Below are 17,696 nucleotides of genomic sequence, written 5' to 3' on the forward strand. Positions count from 1 at the left end.
TTGATAGGCCGGATATGGAAGCCCTGTAAGGGGTGGAGTTGACCGGTACTAATAGGCCGAGGGCTTGTCCTCAGTTGCTCGCGTCCACTGTGTTGGTTCTGAAACCACGAACAACCACACTCATGCCCGGGATCTTGGATCTCTGTGGCGGGGTGGTTGCTGGTTTTATAGTGTTTCGGTGGTCATAGCGCGTGGGAAACGCCCGGTTACATTCCGAACCCGGAAGCTAAGCTGCGTAGCGCCGATGGTACTGCAAGGGGGACCTTGTGGGAGAGTAGGACGCCGCCGAACAATATTTGTGGGGGAGCCCCGCACCATTCAATTGGTGCGGGGCTTTTCCGCGTTGATGGCCAGGTCGGCCGGGGGCGCCCCGCCGCTGGCGGCACCCCTCGCGCGGTGTCGCCCTGGCCACCCGGTAAAGTCGGGCTGCACTGTTGACGGTTCCCCTCAGGAGGCCCCCGGGTGGAGGTCCAGGAGACCGCGGTCCAGACGGATCGGGTACTCACCATTCCCAACATCCTCAGCGCGGCGAGGCTTGTCGGCGTTCCGCTGTTTCTGTGGCTGATTCTCCGCCCCGAGTTCGGGGGGCCGCAGAGCGATGGCTGGGCACTCCTCGTACTCGCGCTGAGCGGGATCAGTGACTACCTCGATGGGAAACTCGCCCGCCGGTGGAACCAGATCAGCAGCCTCGGCCGGGTCCTCGACCCCGCGGCCGACCGGCTCTACATCCTGTCCACCCTGGTCGGTCTCACCTGGCGCGAGATTCTGCCGCTCTGGGTCACCTGCGTTCTCCTCGCCCGTGAGCTGCTTCTCGGCGTCATGGTGCTGATCCTCCGCAAGCATGGATTCCCGCCGCCCCAGGTGAACTTTCTCGGGAAGGCGGCTACGTTCAACCTGATGTACGCCTTCCCGCTGCTGCTGCTCAGTGACGGAAGCGGATGGCTCGCTTCGCTGGCGGCGATTTTCGGATGGGCGTTCGCAGGATGGGGTACAACTCTGTATTGGTGGGCAGGAATCTTGTACGTGGTGCAGGTCCGCCGGGTCATCAAGGCGGCGGCCACGGCCGACTGAAGCCGTTCTCCTGAAGAGGCGGCCTGTTGGTATTCGATCCGTCTCTTCGAGGAGGACACTCCCGATATGAAGGCCGTTGTGATGGCCGGTGGTGAAGGCACCCGGCTTCGCCCCATGACCTCCAGCATGCCCAAACCACTGCTCCCGGTCGCCAACCGGCCGATCATGGAGCACGTGCTGCGGCTTCTCAAGCGGCACGGTCTCACCGAGACAGTGGTTACCGTGCAGTTCCTGGCCTCCCTGGTCAAGAACTACTTCGGCGACGGCGAAGACCTCGGGATGGAGCTGAGTTACGCCAACGAGGAGAAGCCGCTCGGCACGGCGGGGAGTGTGAAGAACGCCGAAGAGGCTCTCAAGGACGACGCTTTCCTCGTCATCTCCGGCGATGCGCTCACCGACTTCGACCTGACCGACCTCATCAATTTCCACAAGGAAAAAGGCGCCCTCGTCACGGTCTGCCTCACCCGGGTCCCCAATCCGCTCGAATTCGGCATCACCATCGTCGACGACGAGGGAAAGGTCGAACGCTTCCTGGAGAAGCCGACCTGGGGACAGGTCTTCTCGGACACGGTGAACACCGGCATCTACGTCATGGAGCCGGAGGTCTTCGACTACGTCGAGGCCGACACCTCCGTCGACTGGTCGGGTGACGTCTTCCCGCAACTCATGAAGGAAGGCAAGCCCGTCTACGGCTACATCGCCGAGGGCTACTGGGAGGACGTCGGCACCCACGAGAGCTACGTCAAGGCCCAGGCCGACGTGCTCGACGGCAAGGTCGACGTCGAACTCGACGGCTTCGAGATCTCCCCCGGCGTCTGGGTCGCCGAAGGCGCCGACGTCCACCCGGACGCCGTGCTGCGAGGCCCCCTCTACGTCGGCGACTACGCCAAGGTCGAGGCCGGCGCCGAGCTGCGCGAGCACACCGTCGTGGGCTCCAACGTCGTCGTCAAGAGCGGTGCCTTCCTCCACAAGGCCGTCCTCCACGACAACGTCTACATCGGCGAGCACAGCAATCTGCGCGGCTGCGTCATCGGCAAGAACACCGACATCATGCGCGCGGCCCGCATCGAGGACGGCGCCGTCATCGGCGACGAGTGCCTCGTCGGTGAGGAATCGATCATCCAGGGCAATGTGCGGGTCTACCCGTTCAAGACCATCGAGGCCGGCGCCTTCGTCAACAACTCCGTCATCTGGGAGTCGCGCGGCCAGGCGCACCTCTTCGGCGCCCGCGGCGTCTCCGGAATCCTCAACGTCGAGATCACCCCCGAACTCGCCGTCCGCCTCGCCGGCGCGTATGCCACCACGCTCAAGAAGGGCTCCACGGTCACCACGGCGCGCGACCACTCCCGAGGCGCCCGCGCCCTCAAGCGGGCCGTGATCTCCGCGCTCCAGGCAAGCGCCATCGACGTACGCGATCTGGAGAACGTGCCCCTGCCCGTCGCCCGGCAGCAGACCGCGCGAGGCAGCGCGGGCGGCCTCATGATCCGTACGACCCCGGGCGTGCCCGACTCCGTCGACATCATGTTCTTCGACGGGAACGGGGCCGACCTCTCGCAGGCCAGCCAGCGCAAGCTCGACCGGGTCTACGCGCGCCAGGAGTACCGCAGGGCCTTCCCCGGCGAGATCGGCGACCTGCACTTCCCTTCCAGCGTCTTCGACTCCTACACGGGCTCGCTGCTCCGCAACATCGACACCACCGGCATCAGCGAATCCGGGCTCAAGGTCGTCGTGGACGCGTCCAACGGGAGCGCCGGCCTCGTGCTGCCGAGCCTGCTCGGCAAGCTCGGCGTCGACTCGCTCACCATCAACCCCGGGCTCGACGAGTCCAGGCCCACCGAGACCGCCGACACCCGGCGCGCGGGCCTGGTCCGGCTCGGCGAGATCGTGGCCTCCGCCGGCGCGGCCTTCGGGGTGCGCTTCGACCCGGTGGGGGAGCGGCTCTCGCTCGTCGACGAGAAGGGCCGCATCGTCGAGGACGACCGCGCGCTGCTCGTCATGCTCGACCTCGTCGCCGCCGAGCGCCGCAGCGGGCGCGTCGCGCTCCCCGTGACGACGACCCGTATCGCCGAACAGGTCGCCGCCTACCACGGCACCCAGGTCGAATGGACGATGACCTCGCCCGACGATCTCACCCGGGTGGGCCGCGAGGACGGCACGATCTTCGGCGGGGACGGCCGGGGCGGCTTCATCATCCCCGAGTTCAGCAGCGTCTTCGACGGCACCGCCGCCTTCGTACGGCTCATCGGACTCGTCGCCCGCACCCAGCTCACCCTGAGCCAGATCGACGCGCGCATTCCCCGGGCCCACGTCATCAAGCGCGACCTCGCCACCCCGTGGGCGGTCAAGGGCCTCGTCATGCGGACCGTCGTCGAAGCCGCCGCGGGACGGTCCGTCGACGTGACCGACGGGGTACGTGTCGTCGAGTCCGACGGACGGTGGGTCATGGTCCTCCCCGACCCCGCCGAGGCGGTCACCCACCTGTGGGCCGAGGGCCCCGACGACGAGTCGGCGCAGGCCCTGCTCGACGAGTGGGCGAGCGTCGTGGACAGCGCCGGGCACTGAGCGGCACCCGGCGGAGGCCGCACCACCCGGACGCGAGGCGTACCGGGTACGGTGCGGCCTCCGCCGTCGTTCCGCCACGTACTGACACCTCGTGAAGAAGCGGTCAGGGCGGGCGGAGACTCACTCTTGCGGGTGAAAGAGGACACCCGGGCGCATCGCCGGTGGGGCCATTCGGAGGAACGGCCCCCGACATGCGACGATGTGCGGCATGTCGCAGCAGCCCCCCACCCGAGGCGGCGCCCCCACCCGGCGCCCGGACGCCTCCATGTCGCTGCTGACGAACGTCATGGACCACAGTCTCGACGACGGGTACGCCGAGGCCGCGGCCCGTAAACGCGCGGCCGGAAGCGCCGCCGGACTCCCGCGCACTCTGCGCGGCCGGTTGCTCCTCGGCCTCGGTCTCGTCCTCGCCGCGCTCGTCGTGACGGTCGGCGCCTCGCAGGCGCGGGAGAGTGCTCCGGTGCTCGCCAAGGAGCGCGAGGAACTCATCGACCGCATCAACGACGAGAGCGACGCGGCCGACCGGCTGGAGAAACACGTCGAGTCCCTGCGCGACGAGGTCGGCCGGCGCCAGGACGCCGCGCTCAAGGACAACGGCACGGACCGGGTCCGGCTGCTGGGTCTGCTCTCCGGGGCGAGCGCGGCACAGGGGCCCGGTGTCCGGCTCGTCGTCGACGACGCGGCCTCCGCGCAGAGCAGCACCGGCGACGGGCCCCGGCAGACCACCGACTTCTCCGACATCGGCCGAGTGCGGGACCGGGATCTGCAACGCGTCGTCAACGGGCTGTGGGAGTCGGGTGCCGAGGCCGTCGCGGTCAACGGGCAGCGCCTCACCGCGCTCTCGGCGATCCGGGCCGCCGGGGAGGCCGTGCTCGTCGACAACAAGCCACTTGTGCCGCCGTACACCGTCCTCGCCCTCGGGGACGGGCCACGGCTGAAGGACCGGTTCCAGCGGAGTGTGGACGGCCAGTACCTGGACCGCTTGCACAAGGACTACGACATCCGGGTGAAGCTCTCCGCCGAGGACTCCCTGCGAGTCCCCGCCGCTCCCGCCGTACGGGTGCGTTCCGCCCGGCCGGACACGGCGGCGGAGAAGCAGCCGGGAGCACAGCCGAAGACGCAGTCGAAGACAGCGAATCCAGCAGGGAAGGGCACATCGTGATCGCCGTACTGGGCCTCGTCGTGGGGGTGGTGGTGGGACTCTTCGTCCGTCCCGAGGTGCCCGCCGTCGTCGAGCCGTATCTGCCCATCGCCGTCGTCGCCGCGCTCGACGCCGTCTTCGGCGGCCTGCGCGCGATGCTCGACGGCATATTCGACGACAAGGTCTTCGTCGTCTCCTTCCTCTCCAACGTCGTCGTCGCCGCGCTCATCGTCTTCCTCGGCGACAAACTCGGTGTCGGCGCCCAGCTGTCCACGGGAGTCGTCGTCGTTCTCGGCATCCGCATCTTCTCCAACGCGGCCGCGATCCGCCGACACGTGTTCAGGGCGTGAGCACACCATGAGCGAAACGCCCGACGAGCGACCCGGCGAAGCACCCCGGGAACGGGCCGGCGGCGAACTGCCCGCGGAACAGCCGCGGGCACACCCCGGCGAGAAAGACGAGAAGCGGACGGGGGAACAGCACGCCGCGACGCCCCCCGAGCCGCCACGCGCGCCCGCCGGAGCAGGTGCCGGACTGACGGGCCGTCAGCGGCTCGCCAAGGGCCTGTGGCCGCCGCGCGTCACCCGCGCGCAGCTCACCGTCGCGCTGCTCCTCTTCGTCCTCGGCCTAGGACTCGCCATCCAGGTGCGCTCGCACAACGACAGCAGCGCGCTGCGCGGGGCGCGTCAGGAGGATCTTGTTCGTATCCTCGATGAACTGGATGACCGTACTCAGCGTCTGGAAGACGAGAAGCAGAGTCTGGAGAGCCAGCGCACGGAGCTGGAGAACAGCTCGGACCAGGCGGAGGAGGCACGGAAGCAGACCGTGGAGAAGGAACGCCAGCTCGGCATCCTGGCCGGCACGGTCGCCGCGCAGGGCCCCGGGATCACGGTGACGGTCGAGGACCCGGAGCACCGGGTCAAGGCCGACATGCTCCTCGACACCATCCAGGAGTTGCGCGCGGCGGGGGCGGAGGCGATCCAGATCGGTGACGTCCGGGTCGTCGCGAGCACGTATCTGACCGATGAGGGCAAGGGTGTGCGGATCGACGGGCACAAGGTCGAAGCCCCGTTCCGGTTCAAGGTCATCGGCAAGTCGCAGGACCTGACGCCCGCGCTCAGCATCCCGGGCGGGGTCGTGCAGACTCTGGAGAAGGAGCAGGCCACCGTAGTGGTGCAGGAGGAGAAGAAGATCGTCGTGGACGCCTTGCGGCCCGCGAAGACGCCCGATTACGCTCAGTCGTCCTCGCGGTGAGGCGGTGGGCATGACGGTTGCCGCGCGAGGGCAGGAGGAAGCGGGGGGTCGACGCGTCGTCAGACCGGCGCGTAGGGAAAACTGTCCGGTGGTCGTGGGCCTCGTGGAGAAGTCCCGGACAGTCAGTGAGAGCAATGAGGGTTCGTCCTGCCCCACGGGCGGGTCTGTTTCGGTCAAGGGGAATCGCCCGTGAGTTTTTTTTCGAAGTTGTTCGGCAGGAGCAAGCGCGAGGACGGTGCCGCCGCGCGGCACCGCGCCCGTCCCGGCGAGGAGGGGGAGCGCCCGCTGTTCCGTGACGAAGTCGCTGGTCCGGCTGGTGGTACGCAGGGTGGTCAGGGCGCGTCGGCTGTTGACCCGGCCACCGCGGGCCGCATAGGTTTCGGGGCACCGTCAACCTCAAGTACGGGTGGAGGGTTCGCCCGCGACTCGTATGCGTCGAACGCTCCCGCGGGACAGCAGGGTCAGGAGGACTCGTCCATGGGCTTTCTGGTGTGTAGCAGGTGCGGTCATCAGAACCCACAGACCGGCCGCTTCTGCTCCAACTGCGGGGCCCCGCTGCGCCCGGGCGCGGTGCCCGAGCGCGCCTCGGAGACCACGTCGACGATCTCCATCTCGGGGCTTGAGGCGTACGACCCCGAGACCACCGGACAGACGGCGCTGCCCGCGCTCTCCCCGGAGGCCCAGGCGGCCGTGGACGCCCTGCCGCTCGGCTCGGCGCTCCTGATCGTGCGGCGCGGCCCCAACTCGGGCAGCCGCTTCCTGCTCGACGGGGAGCTGACCACGGCGGGCCGTCACCCGCAGAGCGACATCTTCCTCGACGACGTGACCGTCTCCCGGCGGCACGTGGAGTTCCGGCGGGAGGCCGACGGCACCTTCACGGTCGCCGATGTCGGCAGTCTCAACGGCACCTACGTCAACCGCGAGCGCATCGACTCGGTCGTGCTCGCCAACGGCGACGAGGTGCAGATCGGCAAGTACCGGCTGGTGTTCTACGCGAGCCAGCAGGCACTCTGACCCGCGAGAGCAGGGGCCATGGTGGACAGGGCGAGGGGCGGTGCCGGCCTTGACGGCACCGCCGCCGAGCGGACCCGCTCGGTGAGTATCGGGGCCGTGCTGAACATCCTCCGCGAGGAGTTCCCCGAGGTCACCATCTCCAAGATCCGCTTTCTGGAGTCGGAGGGGCTCATCGAGCCCCAGCGCACTCCTTCCGGTTACCGGAAGTTCACCCCGCGGGACGTGGAGCGCCTCGGCCACGTCCTGCGGATGCAGCGCGACCACTACCTTCCGCTGAAGGCGATCCGCGAGTACCTGGACGCCGTCGAGCGCGGTGAGCGCCCGGCGGCACCGCTCGTCGGGCGGCAGAGCGGCCCGCCGCCCCGGGACGAGGTGACCGTGAGCCGCCTCGGCCGCGCCGAACTGCTCGCCGCGGCGGGCGTGGACGAGGCGGAGCTGGCCGCCTGGGAGTCGTACGGCCTCGTCGCCCCGCTCCCCGACGGGCACTACGACGCCCGCCTGGTGCGCGTCGCCCGGCTCGTCTCGGAACTCGGGCGGCACGGCATCGAGCCGAGGCACCTGCGGGCGACCAAGGCCGCCGCCGACCGCGAGGCGGGGCTCGTGGAGCAGGTCGTCGCCCCGCTCGTCCGCCACCGCAACCCGCAGACCCGGGCGCAGGCGGAGGAGCGCACCCGCGAGCTGGCCGACCTGGCGACGGGGCTGCACAGCGCGCTGGTCGAGCTGGCGCTCGACGTACGGTCCTGAGCGAAAGCGGTTTCACGAGGGCCCGCGCCCGTTTCGTACCGCTTCGCGCGAGAGTTTCCTTACGGGAGCGGTGCGCCTTTCGGCCCTGTGCCTCCCTGCTCGTACGCCCCCGACTACCCAAACCGGCCGGGGACGACCTAGGGTTGGTGTGTGAATGAGCTCGACGTCGTAGGTGTCCGGGTCGAAATGCCCTCCAACCAGCCGATCGTGCTCCTGCGAGAAGTGGGAGGCGACCGGTACCTTCCCATCTGGATCGGTGCCGGCGAGGCGACGGCCATCGCCTTCGCCCAGCAGGGGATGACCCCTGCCAGGCCGCTGACGCACGACCTCTTCAAGAACGTGCTCGAAGCAGTCGGCCAGGAGCTGACCGAGGTCCGCATCACCGGCCTCAAGGACGGCATCTTCCACGCGGAACTCGTCTTTGCCAGTGGCATCGAGGTCAGCGCCCGTCCCTCCGACGCCATAGCGCTCGCACTGCGCACCGGCTCGCCCATCTACGGCGCGGAGGAACTGCTCGACAGCGCGGGGATCGCGATCCCCGACGAGCAGGAGGACGAGGTGGAGAAGTTCCGCGAGTTCCTCGACCAGATCTCTCCCGAGGACTTCGGGACCAACAGTCAGTGAGGCCCGCTCCGGGCCCCCGATTCCAGCCGGGAACCGGGGGACGGGCGGGCATTCGGTTAGCCTTACCCCCGCACGCTGCGCGGTAAACCACTCTCTGGGGGAATTTCACCCGGCGTGCCCAGCGTGGCGATCGTTGACGCACCCCTGGTGACTGCCTACCGTCATGTGCCAGGTCGAGGACGGAGGTCGGCGTGAGAAGCAGCGGCGACAGCAGGGTGGGGGGCGTTCCCGGACGACGCCCGAACGGCGAGGCTCCCCTGCCGCTGCGCGGGGGTGCGCAGGGACCGCAGGCGATCGTACCCGCGCCCGCGGTGGGGTACCGGGGGCCGACGGCGTGTGTGGCGGCGGGCATCACGTACCGCCAGCTCGACTACTGGGCGCGCACCGGACTCGTGGAGCCGAGCGTGCGTGCCGCGCAGGGCTCCGGGACGCAGCGGCTCTACAGCTTTCACGACGTCGTGGTCCTCAAGATCGTGCGGCGCTTCCTCGACACCGGGGTCGCGCTCCAGAACATCCGCGGCACCGTGCAGCACCTGCGCCACCGCGACCCCGGGGACCTGGAGGGGATGACCCTCATGAGCGACGGGGCGACGGTCTACGAGTGCACGTCCTCCGAGGAGGTCGTCGAACTGCTCCAGGGCGGGCAGGGAGTCTTCGGCATCGCCGTGGGTGTCGTACAGCGCGACGTCGAGGCGGCGCTCGCGCAACTGCACGGTGAGCGGATCGACGCGGGGGAGACGATCGTCCGGGGTGGCGAGGCCGCCGGGGACGAACTCGCGGCCCGGCGGCGCAATCGGGCGGTGTGAGGCCCGGTACTGCGGGGGACCTCGCGGAGCGGAGGCGGGTGGCCGGGTGGCCGCCCGCCTTTGCCGTATCGCAAGCGCGCTTCGCGTCCGGGCTCCGCCGTGTCCCGGGCCGTCCGTACCGGGCGTTGTCAGTGGGGTGCGCGAGCATGGGGGTGTGAGACGTGCCCCGACCGTGCTGCATCTGGACATGGATGCCTTCTTCGCCGCCGCCGAGCAGGCGGCGAAGCCGAGCCTGCGCGGGAAAGCGGTCGTCGTCGGGGGGCTCGGCCCGCGCGGAGTCGTCTCCACCGCCTCGTACGAGGCGCGTGCCTTCGGGGTGCACTCGGCGATGCCGACGGCGCAGGCGCGCCGCCTCGCGCCGAACGCCGCGTACCTCTTCCCCCGCTTCACGCTCTACCGGAGCGTGAGCGAGCAGGTGATGGAGCTGCTCGGTGCCCTCTCGCCGCTCGTGGAACCGCTCAGCCTCGACGAGGCGTTCGTCGACCTGGAGGCCGGAGGCGTGGCCTTCGACGCGGAGACGGCGCGTGCGGTGGGGGAGCGGCTGCGGGCCGACATCAGGGCGCGGACGGGGCTGACGGGCTCCGTGGGGCTCGCCGCCTCGAAGATGCTCGCGAAGATCGGCTCCGAGCGGGCCAAACCGGACGGGCTGGTGCTGATCGAGCCCGGCACCGAACGCGAACTGCTCGCGCCGCTCTCCGTGCGGGTGCTGCCCGGCGTCGGCCCCGCCACCGGGGACCACCTGCGCAGGGCCGGGATCAGCACGATCGGGGACATCGCGGAGGCGGGCGAGGACGAACTCGTACGACTGCTCGGCAAGGCGCACGGCGCGGGGGTGTACGCGATGTCGCTCGCGCGCGACGAGCGGCCCGTCGTCGCCGAGCGGGAGGGGAAGTCGGTCTCGGTCGAGGATACGTACGACCTCGACATCCACGACCGGGTACGGGTGCGGGCCGAGGTCGCCGCGCTCGCCGACCGCTGTGTGGGGCGGCTGCGGGCGAGCGGCCGCTCGGGGCGGACCGTGGTGCTCAAGGTGCGGCGGTACGACTTCTCGACGCTGACGCGCTCGGAGACGCTGCGCGCGCCGACCGACGACCCGGCCGTCGTGCGTGAGGCGGCGGCGCGGCTCCTGGAACTCGTGGACACGACGGGCGGGGTGCGGCTGCTCGGGGTCGGGGTCTCCGGGCTCGCCGACTTCACGCAGGAGGTGCTCTTCGCGCGGACGACGGCGGGCGAGGAGCCCCTCACGCGGGTCCCGGAACCCGTCCTGGTCGCGGCGCCCGTGCCCGTACCGTCCGCGCCGCCCGTGTCCCAGTGGCGCCCGGGCCAGGACGTCGTGCACCGGGAGCACGGGCCCGGGTGGGTGCAGGGCAGCGGGCTCGGGCGGGTCACGGTGCGCTTCGAGACGCCGTACGACGAGCGCCCGGGGCGCGTACGGACCTTCGCCGTCGACGACCCGGACCTGAGCGGGGGAGAACCGCTTCCGCTGGTCCGGGTGGGCGGGGAGGGCGAGGCGCGGGCGCGGTAGGCGGTGGTGCCGGAAGGCGGCCGGGAATCGATGCGGAGGGCGGGGCGCTCAGGCGTCCTCGCGGCCCGCTACGCGTCCGAATTCGAGGTCCTCGTGCGGTTCCGGGGGGCTCGCGTCGAGGCCGTAGTGGCGGTAGAGCCGGAGTTCCTGCTGCGGGGAGAGGTGACGGCCCACGCCGAAGTCGGGCGCGTCCTTGATGAGGGCGCGGGCGAAGGGGACGCGCAGGACGCCGGAGACGAGTCGGCTCGGCTCCAGGGGGACGAAGGCGTCCCTGCTGAAGAGGCCGGTGCGTATCGCCGCCCACTCCGGGATTCCGGTGGCGTCGTCGAGGTACACCTCGTCCACGGTGCCGATCCTGGCACCCTCGTGGTCCACCGCCTTGCGACCGATCAGGGCGTGCGGGTCGATATCGCTCTCCACGGCACCTCCTGGTGTCGGCACCCGCGCTGCGGGGCCGTAGGGCTCGTACTCCTACGTAAAGGCACTTCCGCTCCGGCGGCCACTCGGCGCCCCGCCGCCCCTGACCTGCCCGGCGCGCCGCTGGTACGCTGGCCAGTGGCTGCTGACCCTGTGCGGGAGAGTGCCCCGGAACGCGAGATCCGGGGACGCCGAAGGAGCAAATCCTCCCCGGAATCTCTCAGGCCCCTGTACCGCGCGGGCGAGGTCACTCTGGAAAGCAGGACGCGTCCGGCGGGTATGCGGGGCGACGGTCCTCACCGACGGTGAAAGCCTGCCCGGGCGCTTGCGTCCGTGAAGGTGAAGCTCTCAGGTCCGGATGACAGAGGGGGAGGCCGTCCGGGTACCCGCAGGTGGTATCCGGTGCAGGTCGCGCCGACCAGGAGGCCCCCGCAGATGACCGTCCACCGCACCCCGCTGACCCGGCTGGAAGAGGGCACGCCCTTCGCCCAGCGCCACATCGGGCCCGACGCCGAGGCGCGGGCGAAGATGCTCGCTCAGGTCGGCTTCGGCTCGCTCGACGAACTCACCGCCGCCGCCGTGCCCGAGGTGATCCGCTCCGCCGAGGCGCTCCAGCTCCCCGCCGCGCGCACCGAGGCCGAGGTCCTCGACGAACTGCGCGCCCTCGCCCGGCGCAACGAGGTCGTGGACTCCATGATCGGCCTCGGCTACTACGGCACCTTCACGCCGCCGGTCATCCTGCGCAACGTCATGGAGAACCCGGCCTGGTACACCGCGTACACCCCCTACCAGCCGGAGATCTCGCAGGGCCGCCTGGAGGCGCTGCTCAACTTCCAGACGATGGTCGCGGACCTCACCGGGCTGCCCACCTCGGGCGCCTCGCTGCTCGACGAGGGCACCGCCGCCGCCGAGGCGATGGCCCTCTCGCGGCGCGTCGGCAAGGTCAAGAAGGGCGTCTACCTCGTCGACGCCGACACCTTCCCGCAGACCGTCGCCGTGCTGCGCACCCGCGCGGAGCCGACGGGCGTCGAGGTCGTCGTCGCCGACCTGTCGCAGGGCCTGCCCGCCGAGTACGCCGAGGGCGGCGTCACGGGCGTCCTCCTCCAGTACCCGGGCGCCTCCGGAGCCGTACGGGACCTGCGCCCCGTCATCGAGCAGGCGCACGCCGTCCACGCGGTCGTCACCGTCGCCGCCGACCTGCTCGCCCTCACCGTGCTCACCTCGCCCGGCGAGCTGGGCGCGGACATCGCCGTCGGTACGACGCAGCGCTTCGGCGTCCCGATGGGCTTCGGCGGCCCGCACGCCGGCTACATGGCCGTCCGCGAGGCGCACGCGCGCAGCCTGCCCGGCCGCCTCGTCGGCGTCTCCGTCGACGCCGACGGCGACAAGGCGTACCGCCTCGCCCTCCAGACCCGCGAGCAGCACATCCGCCGCGAGAAGGCGACGAGCAACATCTGCACCGCGCAGGTCCTCCTCGCGGTCATGGCCGGGATGTACGCGGTCTACCACGGCCCCGAGGGGCTGCGGGCGATCGCCGAGCGCACCCATCGTTACGCGAGCCTGCTCGCCGCCGGGCTGCGCGCGGGGGGCGTCTCCGTCGTCCACGGCGAGTACTTCGACACCCTCACCGTGACGGTCCCCGGGCGCGCCGACGCGATCCTCGCCGCCGCCCGCGAGCAGGGCGTCAACCTGCGGCGCGTGGACGCGGACACGCTCTCGCTCGCCTGCGACGAGACCACCGACCGCGCCCGCCTCGCCGCCGTCTGGGCCGCCTTCGGCGTCACCGCCGACATCGAGGCCCTCGACGCGTCGACGCCCGACGCGCTTCCCGAGGCGCTGCACCGCACGAGCACGTACCTGGACCACCCCGTCTTCCACGCGCACCGCTCCGAGACGGCGATGCTGCGCTACCTGCGCTCGCTCTCCGACAAGGACTACGCCCTGGACCGGGGCATGATCCCGCTCGGCTCCTGCACGATGAAGCTCAACGCGACGACCGAGATGGAGCCCGTCACCTGGCCCGAGTTCGGCTCCCTGCACCCCTTCGTGCCGGTCTCGCAGGCGCAGGGGTACCTGGAGCTGATCCGCGAGCTGGAGGAGCGGCTCGCCGAGGTCACCGGGTACGACAGGGTCTCGCTCCAGCCCAACGCCGGTTCGCAGGGCGAGCTGGCCGGGCTGCTCGCGGTGCGCGGCTACCACCGCGCGAACGGCGACACGGCCCGTACCGTCTGCCTCATCCCCTCCTCGGCGCACGGCACCAACGCCGCCTCCGCCGTCATGGCCGGGATGAAGGTCGTCGTCGTCAAGACCGCCGAGGACGGCGAGGTGGACCTCGACGACCTGCACGCCAAGATCGACAAGCACCGTGACGAGCTGGCCGTGCTCATGATCACGTACCCCTCGACGCACGGGGTCTTCGAGGAGCACGTCGCCGACGTCTGCGCGGCCGTGCACGAGGCCGGGGGCCAGGTCTACATCGACGGCGCCAACCTCAACGCCCTCGTCGGTCTCGCGCGGCCCGGCCACTTCGGCGGCGACGTCTCGCACCTCAACCTGCACAAGACCTTCTGCATCCCGCACGGCGGCGGTGGTCCGGGGGTCGGGCCGATCGGTGTTCGCGAGCACCTCGCCCCGTACCTGCCCAACCACCCGCTCCAGCCGGCGGCGGGGCCCGAGACCGGGGTCGGCCCGGTCTCGGCCGCGCCGTGGGGCTCCGCGGGCATCCTCCCGATCTCCTGGGCGTACGTGCGGCTCATGGGCGGCGAGGGGCTCAAGGAGGCCACGCAGGTCGCCGTGCTCTCGGCGAACTACATCGCCAAGCGCCTGGAGCCGCACTTCCCCGTGCTCTACACCGGTCCCGCCGGGCTCGTCGCGCACGAGTGCATCGTGGACCTGCGCGAGCTGACGAAGACCACGGGCGTCACCGTCGACGACATCGCGAAGCGCCTCATCGACTACGGCTTCCACGCCCCGACGATGTCCTTCCCGGTCGCGGGGACGCTCATGATCGAGCCGACCGAGAGCGAGAACCTCGCCGAGCTGGACCGTTTCTGCGAAGCGATGATCGCCATCCGCGCCGAGATCGACAAGGTCGCGGCCGGTACGTGGCCGGCCGAGGACAATCCGCTGCGGAACGCCCCGCACACCGCGCGGGCGCTCGCGGGGGAGTGGGAGCACGCCTACGAGCGGGCCGAGGCGGTCTTCCCCGGCCACGTCGACCCGACGACGAAGTACTGGCCGCCGGTGCGCCGGATCGACCAGGCCTTCGGCGACCGCAACCTCGTGTGCTCCTGCCCGCCGCTGGACGCCTACGAGGACTGAGCGGGACCGCCGCCGAGGGCTGAGTCCGCCCCCGAGGGCGCTCGACTCCCCCCATGGGAAACGCGGGGCCGGTACGGAGATCGTCTCTCCGTACCGGCCCCGCGCCGTGCGTCCGGCGCGTCCGGGAGGCTCAGGCGGCCGTCGTCACCGTGCCCGCCGCCGGTCGGTGCGGGGCGATGACGCTGCCGTCGGGGAGGAGTTCGCCGGTGTCCTCGAAGAGCAGGACCCCGTTGCACAGCAGGCTCCAGCCCTGCTCCGGGTGGTGGGCGACCGGCAGCGCGGCGTCCCGGTCGGCGGAGAGGGCGGTGGGGCAGGGTGGCTGGTGCTGGCACATGGTTCGGGTCTCTCGCTGGCTCGTGGGGCTCGGCCGGCTCGTGAGGCCGGTGGGTTCCTCGATGGTCATGACCGCATCCCCCGTATCGGTTGCTGGTCGCAAGTCTTCCCCCGGGAGGCCGCTCCCGCAGGGATTTCGCGAGAGCGGGCCTCCTCGGACAGGGACGCTTCACCCGTGCGGGCGGTTCGCTGAACGGCCTTACCCGTTCGGGTGGTTCGATGTAGTCCGCTGGGACTACCGCGCCCGGGCCGCCCTCAGGCGAGGCTGTCGAGCAGCCCGGCGGGGGACGCCGGAGGAGCCAGCCTCCGTTCCAGTACGGGCAGGAACTGCGCGGCGCGCAGCGGCAGGTACGCGGTGAAGCCGGGCGGAGCCGGGGCGAGCGGCACCAGGAGATCCCGCTCGCCGAGCGCGCTCTCCGCCGACATGTCGGCGACATCGGTGTGCAGCCACAGCATGAGCATGTAGAGGGCGGGCACGGAGAGCAGCCGCGCCTGGTATGGGGTGCTCAGGGCGTCCGCCTCGTGCATGGCCCGGTCGGCGGCGTTGACGTACGGGCCTTCGAAGAAGTGCGAGAAGGTCCACCCGTCCGCCGTGAGCCGCGCCTCGCCGACCGCGAGCGGGCGATCGCCGTTGCGAACGGTGAAACGCCAGGAGTTCAGGCGGGTGCGCCCCGCCGAGCGGGGGGCGGTGGGGTCCAGGACGTGCACCGGGAGGCCCGGCTCGGCGATGAGCGGGCCGCGTGCGGTGCGCAGCGCGGGGGTGGGGGCCTCGTGGACGGCGGTCGGCGATGCCAGGGCGGTGCGGACGCTGCGCAGGCCGGCCGCGGGGGCAGGCGGAAGGTGCAAGGGCATGGGCGGGAGCCTCTCTCGTGCGACAGGCTGGTGGAGCGGGCGGTACGACGGCTCTGTCCGCTCGCGCGCCACGGAGGATGCTCTCGACTCCCGGCGCGCAAGCGCCAACTCTCCACCTCGTGCGCAGAGTTTATACGATGCGTGTTCGCACGGGGTTTCCGCTAGCTGTCGCGCTTATTGCGGGCAAGTCACTATCCGGTCTTTTTCGAGAAGGTTTCACCATTGATTTCCCGGGTACCGCGCCAGTGACCTCGGCATGTGCCCTTGGCGTGGTCGTCCGGTAGTCGTCGGCGATATTCACCAGGGCTACCGGGAGAAGGGTGGGAGATCGGTGGGAGGAAAAGATCCGTGAATCCCCCCGCGCGCCTCGCTTTGGCCTGCCATGCCCTTGGAATGTGCCGTACGGAGGTGGCCGACAGCCTATCCGCAATGAGCCGTCCGCGGGGCGTTACGGATCATCGGGCCGGGGCATCATCCACCGTGGACCTCGTGGCCGGAGCACCCGGCCGCCCATCCAGGAGGGGACACTTCGATGGGGGAGAAGGTCGTGGCGGGCATATTCGACCTGTCCGACCGCCGACGCTACCGCGCGAAGTTGCGGCAGTGTCTGGACGGTCTGGAGCGACTTCTGCGGGAAGGGCGCTTCGACCGCCCGAAGAACCTCATGGGCCTGGAGATCGAACTCAATCTCGCGGGCCCCGACGGTCTTCCCCGAATGGTCAACGGGGAAGTGCTCGAACGCATCGCGAGCCGGGATTTCCAGACCGAGCTGGGAATGTTCAACCTTGAGGTCAATATCGCCCCGCACCGCCTCGGGGGCCGGGTGCTCGACCAGCTCGCCGAAGAACTCCGCACAGGTCTCGCCTACGCCCACAGGCAGGCCGCACAGCGGGACGCGGGCGTATTGATGATCGGTATTCTCCCGACGCTCGGACAGGAACACCTGGTGGAGGCGAATTTCTCCGCCGTCGACCGGTACACCCTGCTCAACGAGCAGATCGTCGCCGCCCGCGGGGAGGACTTCAGTCTCGACATCGAGGGCCCCGAGCACCTCTCGTGCACCACCGGATCGATCATGCCGGAGGCCGCCTGCACCTCCGTGCAGTTGCATCTGCAAGTGACGCCGGAGCGGTTCGCGGGGGTGTGGAACGCCGCGCAGGCGGTGACGGCGGTACAGATCGCGGTCGGGGCCAACGCGCCCTTCGTCTTCGGTCGCGAGCTGTGGAGCGAGTCGCGCGTGCCGCTCTTCGAGCAGGCCACCGACACCCGCCCGCCCGAACTCGTCGCGCAGGGCGTGCGACCGCGTACCTGGTTCGGGGAGCGGTGGATCGACGGGCCGCTCGAACTCTTCGAGGAGAACCTGCGCTACTTCCCGGCGCTGCTCCCGATCTTCGACGACGAGGACCCGGGAAAGGTGATCGAGGGGGGAGGAGTGCCCGGGCTCGGCGAGCTGTGCCTGCACAACGGCACGGTCTACCGCTGGAACCGGCCCGTCTACGGCGTCGCCGACGGGGCGCCGCACCTGCGCGTCGAGAACCGGGTCCTGCCCGCCGGGCCCACCGTCACCGACGTCGTCGCCAACGCCGCCTTCTACTACGGGCTCGTCCGCACGCTCGCCGTGCAGAGTCGGCCGGTGTGGACGCGGCTGCCCTTCGCCGAGGCGGAGCGCAACTTCGACGAGGCGTGCCGCCACGGGATCGACGCGCGGCTGCGCTGGCCCCGGCGGGGGCGCGGCGGGCTCGCGGAGGTGGACGCGGTGACGCTGGTGCGCGAGGAGCTGCTGCCGCTCGCCGCGCAGGGGCTGGACGCCTGGGGGGTCGATCCGGCGGACCGGGACCTCTACCTCGGCGTGATCGAGGAGCGGTGCCGACGGCGGGTGAACGGGGCCTCGTGGCAGGTGGCGGCGTACCGCGCGGGCCGGGAGCGGGGCTTGGAGCGGGGGGAGGCGCTGGCCGCGATGACCCGGCGGTACGCGGAGCTGAGCAGGGCGGACGAGCCGGTGCACCTGTGGGGGGTACGGGGGTAGGGCACG

The 17,696-nt window shown here is 70.7% G+C and carries 15 protein-coding genes, 1 rRNA gene and 1 riboswitch; of the genes, 13 read left to right on the top strand and 3 right to left on the bottom strand.

Annotated elements, in window-relative coordinates; genetic code table 11:
- Positions 1 to 174: 174 nt before the first annotated feature.
- From rrf to ACIP4O_RS15455, 11 genes are all read left to right on the top strand, one after another.
- A 5S ribosomal RNA gene (rrf, locus tag ACIP4O_RS15405) occupies positions 175 to 291 on the top strand.
- 171 nt (positions 292 to 462) lie between these two features.
- On the top strand, positions 463 to 1,071 hold the full coding sequence (locus ACIP4O_RS15410; protein ID WP_164285855.1) for a CDP-alcohol phosphatidyltransferase family protein: 609 nt from the start codon (positions 463 to 465) through the stop codon (positions 1,069 to 1,071).
- A 66-nt stretch (positions 1,072 to 1,137) separates the two neighbouring features.
- On the top strand, positions 1,138 to 3,633 hold the full coding sequence (locus ACIP4O_RS15415; protein WP_164285857.1) for a mannose-1-phosphate guanyltransferase: 2,496 nt from the start codon (positions 1,138 to 1,140) through the stop codon (positions 3,631 to 3,633).
- A 208-nt stretch (positions 3,634 to 3,841) separates the two neighbouring features.
- Positions 3,842 to 4,795 carry a DUF881 domain-containing protein gene (locus tag ACIP4O_RS15420; RefSeq protein WP_401574961.1) on the top strand — a complete coding sequence of 318 codons (954 nt, stop codon included), beginning with the start codon at positions 3,842 to 3,844 and terminating at the stop codon, positions 4,793 to 4,795.
- A complete protein-coding gene (locus ACIP4O_RS15425) occupies positions 4,792 to 5,124 on the top strand; it encodes a small basic family protein (protein ID WP_008749169.1) in 333 nt (110 codons plus the stop codon). Before ACIP4O_RS15420 ends, ACIP4O_RS15425 begins: the two co-directional genes overlap by 4 nt.
- Before the next feature lie 7 nt (positions 5,125 to 5,131).
- Positions 5,132 to 6,028 carry a DUF881 domain-containing protein gene (locus tag ACIP4O_RS15430; RefSeq protein WP_401574962.1) on the top strand — a complete coding sequence of 299 codons (897 nt, stop codon included), beginning with the start codon at positions 5,132 to 5,134 and terminating at the stop codon, positions 6,026 to 6,028.
- A 189-nt stretch (positions 6,029 to 6,217) separates the two neighbouring features.
- Positions 6,218 to 7,042 (top strand): FHA domain-containing protein, encoded by an 825-nt coding sequence (locus ACIP4O_RS15435; protein ID WP_401574963.1) that lies wholly within the window; start codon positions 6,218 to 6,220, stop codon positions 7,040 to 7,042.
- An 18-nt stretch (positions 7,043 to 7,060) separates the two neighbouring features.
- Positions 7,061 to 7,786, top strand: coding sequence for a MerR family transcriptional regulator (locus ACIP4O_RS15440; protein ID WP_361335586.1), 726 nt, complete (start codon positions 7,061 to 7,063; stop codon positions 7,784 to 7,786).
- Between the two features lie 150 nt (positions 7,787 to 7,936).
- A complete protein-coding gene (locus ACIP4O_RS15445) occupies positions 7,937 to 8,410 on the top strand; it encodes a bifunctional nuclease family protein (RefSeq protein ID WP_007829529.1) in 474 nt (157 codons plus the stop codon).
- Positions 8,411 to 8,601: 191 nt separating this feature from the next.
- A complete protein-coding gene (locus ACIP4O_RS15450; protein WP_401574964.1) occupies positions 8,602 to 9,216 on the top strand; it encodes a MerR family transcriptional regulator in 615 nt (204 codons plus the stop codon).
- 154 nt (positions 9,217 to 9,370) lie between these two features.
- Complete coding sequence (locus ACIP4O_RS15455) at positions 9,371 to 10,741, top strand: DNA polymerase IV (RefSeq protein WP_401574965.1); 1,371 nt, start codon at positions 9,371 to 9,373, stop codon at positions 10,739 to 10,741.
- 48 nt (positions 10,742 to 10,789) lie between these two features.
- Here the strand turns inward: ACIP4O_RS15455 and ACIP4O_RS15460 are convergent, their stop codons facing one another.
- Complete coding sequence (locus ACIP4O_RS15460) at positions 10,790 to 11,161, bottom strand: PRC-barrel domain-containing protein (RefSeq protein ID WP_401574966.1); 372 nt, start codon at positions 11,159 to 11,161, stop codon at positions 10,790 to 10,792.
- Positions 11,162 to 11,304: 143 nt separating this feature from the next.
- Positions 11,305 to 11,404: riboswitch (glycine riboswitch) on the top strand.
- 189 nt (positions 11,405 to 11,593) lie between these two features.
- Between ACIP4O_RS15460 and gcvP the strand changes: the two genes are divergently transcribed.
- Positions 11,594 to 14,479, top strand: a complete 2,886-nt coding sequence (gene gcvP, locus ACIP4O_RS15465; RefSeq protein ID WP_401574967.1) for an aminomethyl-transferring glycine dehydrogenase — start codon at positions 11,594 to 11,596, stop codon at positions 14,477 to 14,479.
- A gap of 130 nt (positions 14,480 to 14,609) precedes the next feature.
- Here gcvP and ACIP4O_RS15470 read toward each other — a convergent pair whose 3' ends face one another.
- Both ACIP4O_RS15470 and ACIP4O_RS15475 read right to left on the bottom strand, forming a co-directional pair.
- Positions 14,610 to 14,813, bottom strand: coding sequence for a DUF5999 family protein (locus tag ACIP4O_RS15470; protein WP_361335599.1), 204 nt, complete (start codon positions 14,811 to 14,813; stop codon positions 14,610 to 14,612).
- Between the two features lie 254 nt (positions 14,814 to 15,067).
- Positions 15,068 to 15,664 (bottom strand): hypothetical protein, encoded by a 597-nt coding sequence (locus ACIP4O_RS15475; RefSeq protein ID WP_361335573.1) that lies wholly within the window; start codon positions 15,662 to 15,664, stop codon positions 15,068 to 15,070.
- Between the two features lie 532 nt (positions 15,665 to 16,196).
- Here ACIP4O_RS15475 and ACIP4O_RS15480 point away from each other — a divergent pair.
- Positions 16,197 to 17,690 (top strand): glutamate--cysteine ligase, encoded by a 1,494-nt coding sequence (locus tag ACIP4O_RS15480; protein ID WP_361335570.1) that lies wholly within the window; start codon positions 16,197 to 16,199, stop codon positions 17,688 to 17,690.
- Positions 17,691 to 17,696 lie beyond the last annotated feature (6 nt).

Source organism: Streptomyces sp. NPDC088923 (assembly GCF_044749745.1).
Lineage (GTDB): Bacteria > Actinomycetota > Actinomycetes > Streptomycetales > Streptomycetaceae > Streptomyces.

What these genes read in the sequence shown, in the direction of transcription:
- ACIP4O_RS15415 (WP_164285857.1), top strand. Translation starts at nt 1,138, where the DNA reads ATGAAGGCCGTTGTGATGGCCGGTGGTGAAGGCACCCGGCTTCGCCCC.
- ACIP4O_RS15420 (WP_401574961.1), top strand. Translation starts at nt 3,842, where the DNA reads ATGTCGCAGCAGCCCCCCACCCGAGGCGGCGCCCCCACCCGGCGCCCG.
- ACIP4O_RS15430 (WP_401574962.1), top strand. Translation starts at nt 5,132, where the DNA reads ATGAGCGAAACGCCCGACGAGCGACCCGGCGAAGCACCCCGGGAACGG.
- ACIP4O_RS15440 (WP_361335586.1), top strand. Translation starts at nt 7,061, where the DNA reads ATGGTGGACAGGGCGAGGGGCGGTGCCGGCCTTGACGGCACCGCCGCC.
- gcvP (WP_401574967.1), top strand. Translation starts at nt 11,594, where the DNA reads ATGACCGTCCACCGCACCCCGCTGACCCGGCTGGAAGAGGGCACGCCC.
- ACIP4O_RS15470 (WP_361335599.1), bottom strand. Translation starts at nt 14,813, where the DNA reads ATGTGCCAGCACCAGCCACCCTGCCCCACCGCCCTCTCCGCCGACCGG.
- ACIP4O_RS15475 (WP_361335573.1), bottom strand. Translation starts at nt 15,664, where the DNA reads ATGCCCTTGCACCTTCCGCCTGCCCCCGCGGCCGGCCTGCGCAGCGTC.
- ACIP4O_RS15480 (WP_361335570.1), top strand. Translation starts at nt 16,197, where the DNA reads ATGGGGGAGAAGGTCGTGGCGGGCATATTCGACCTGTCCGACCGCCGA.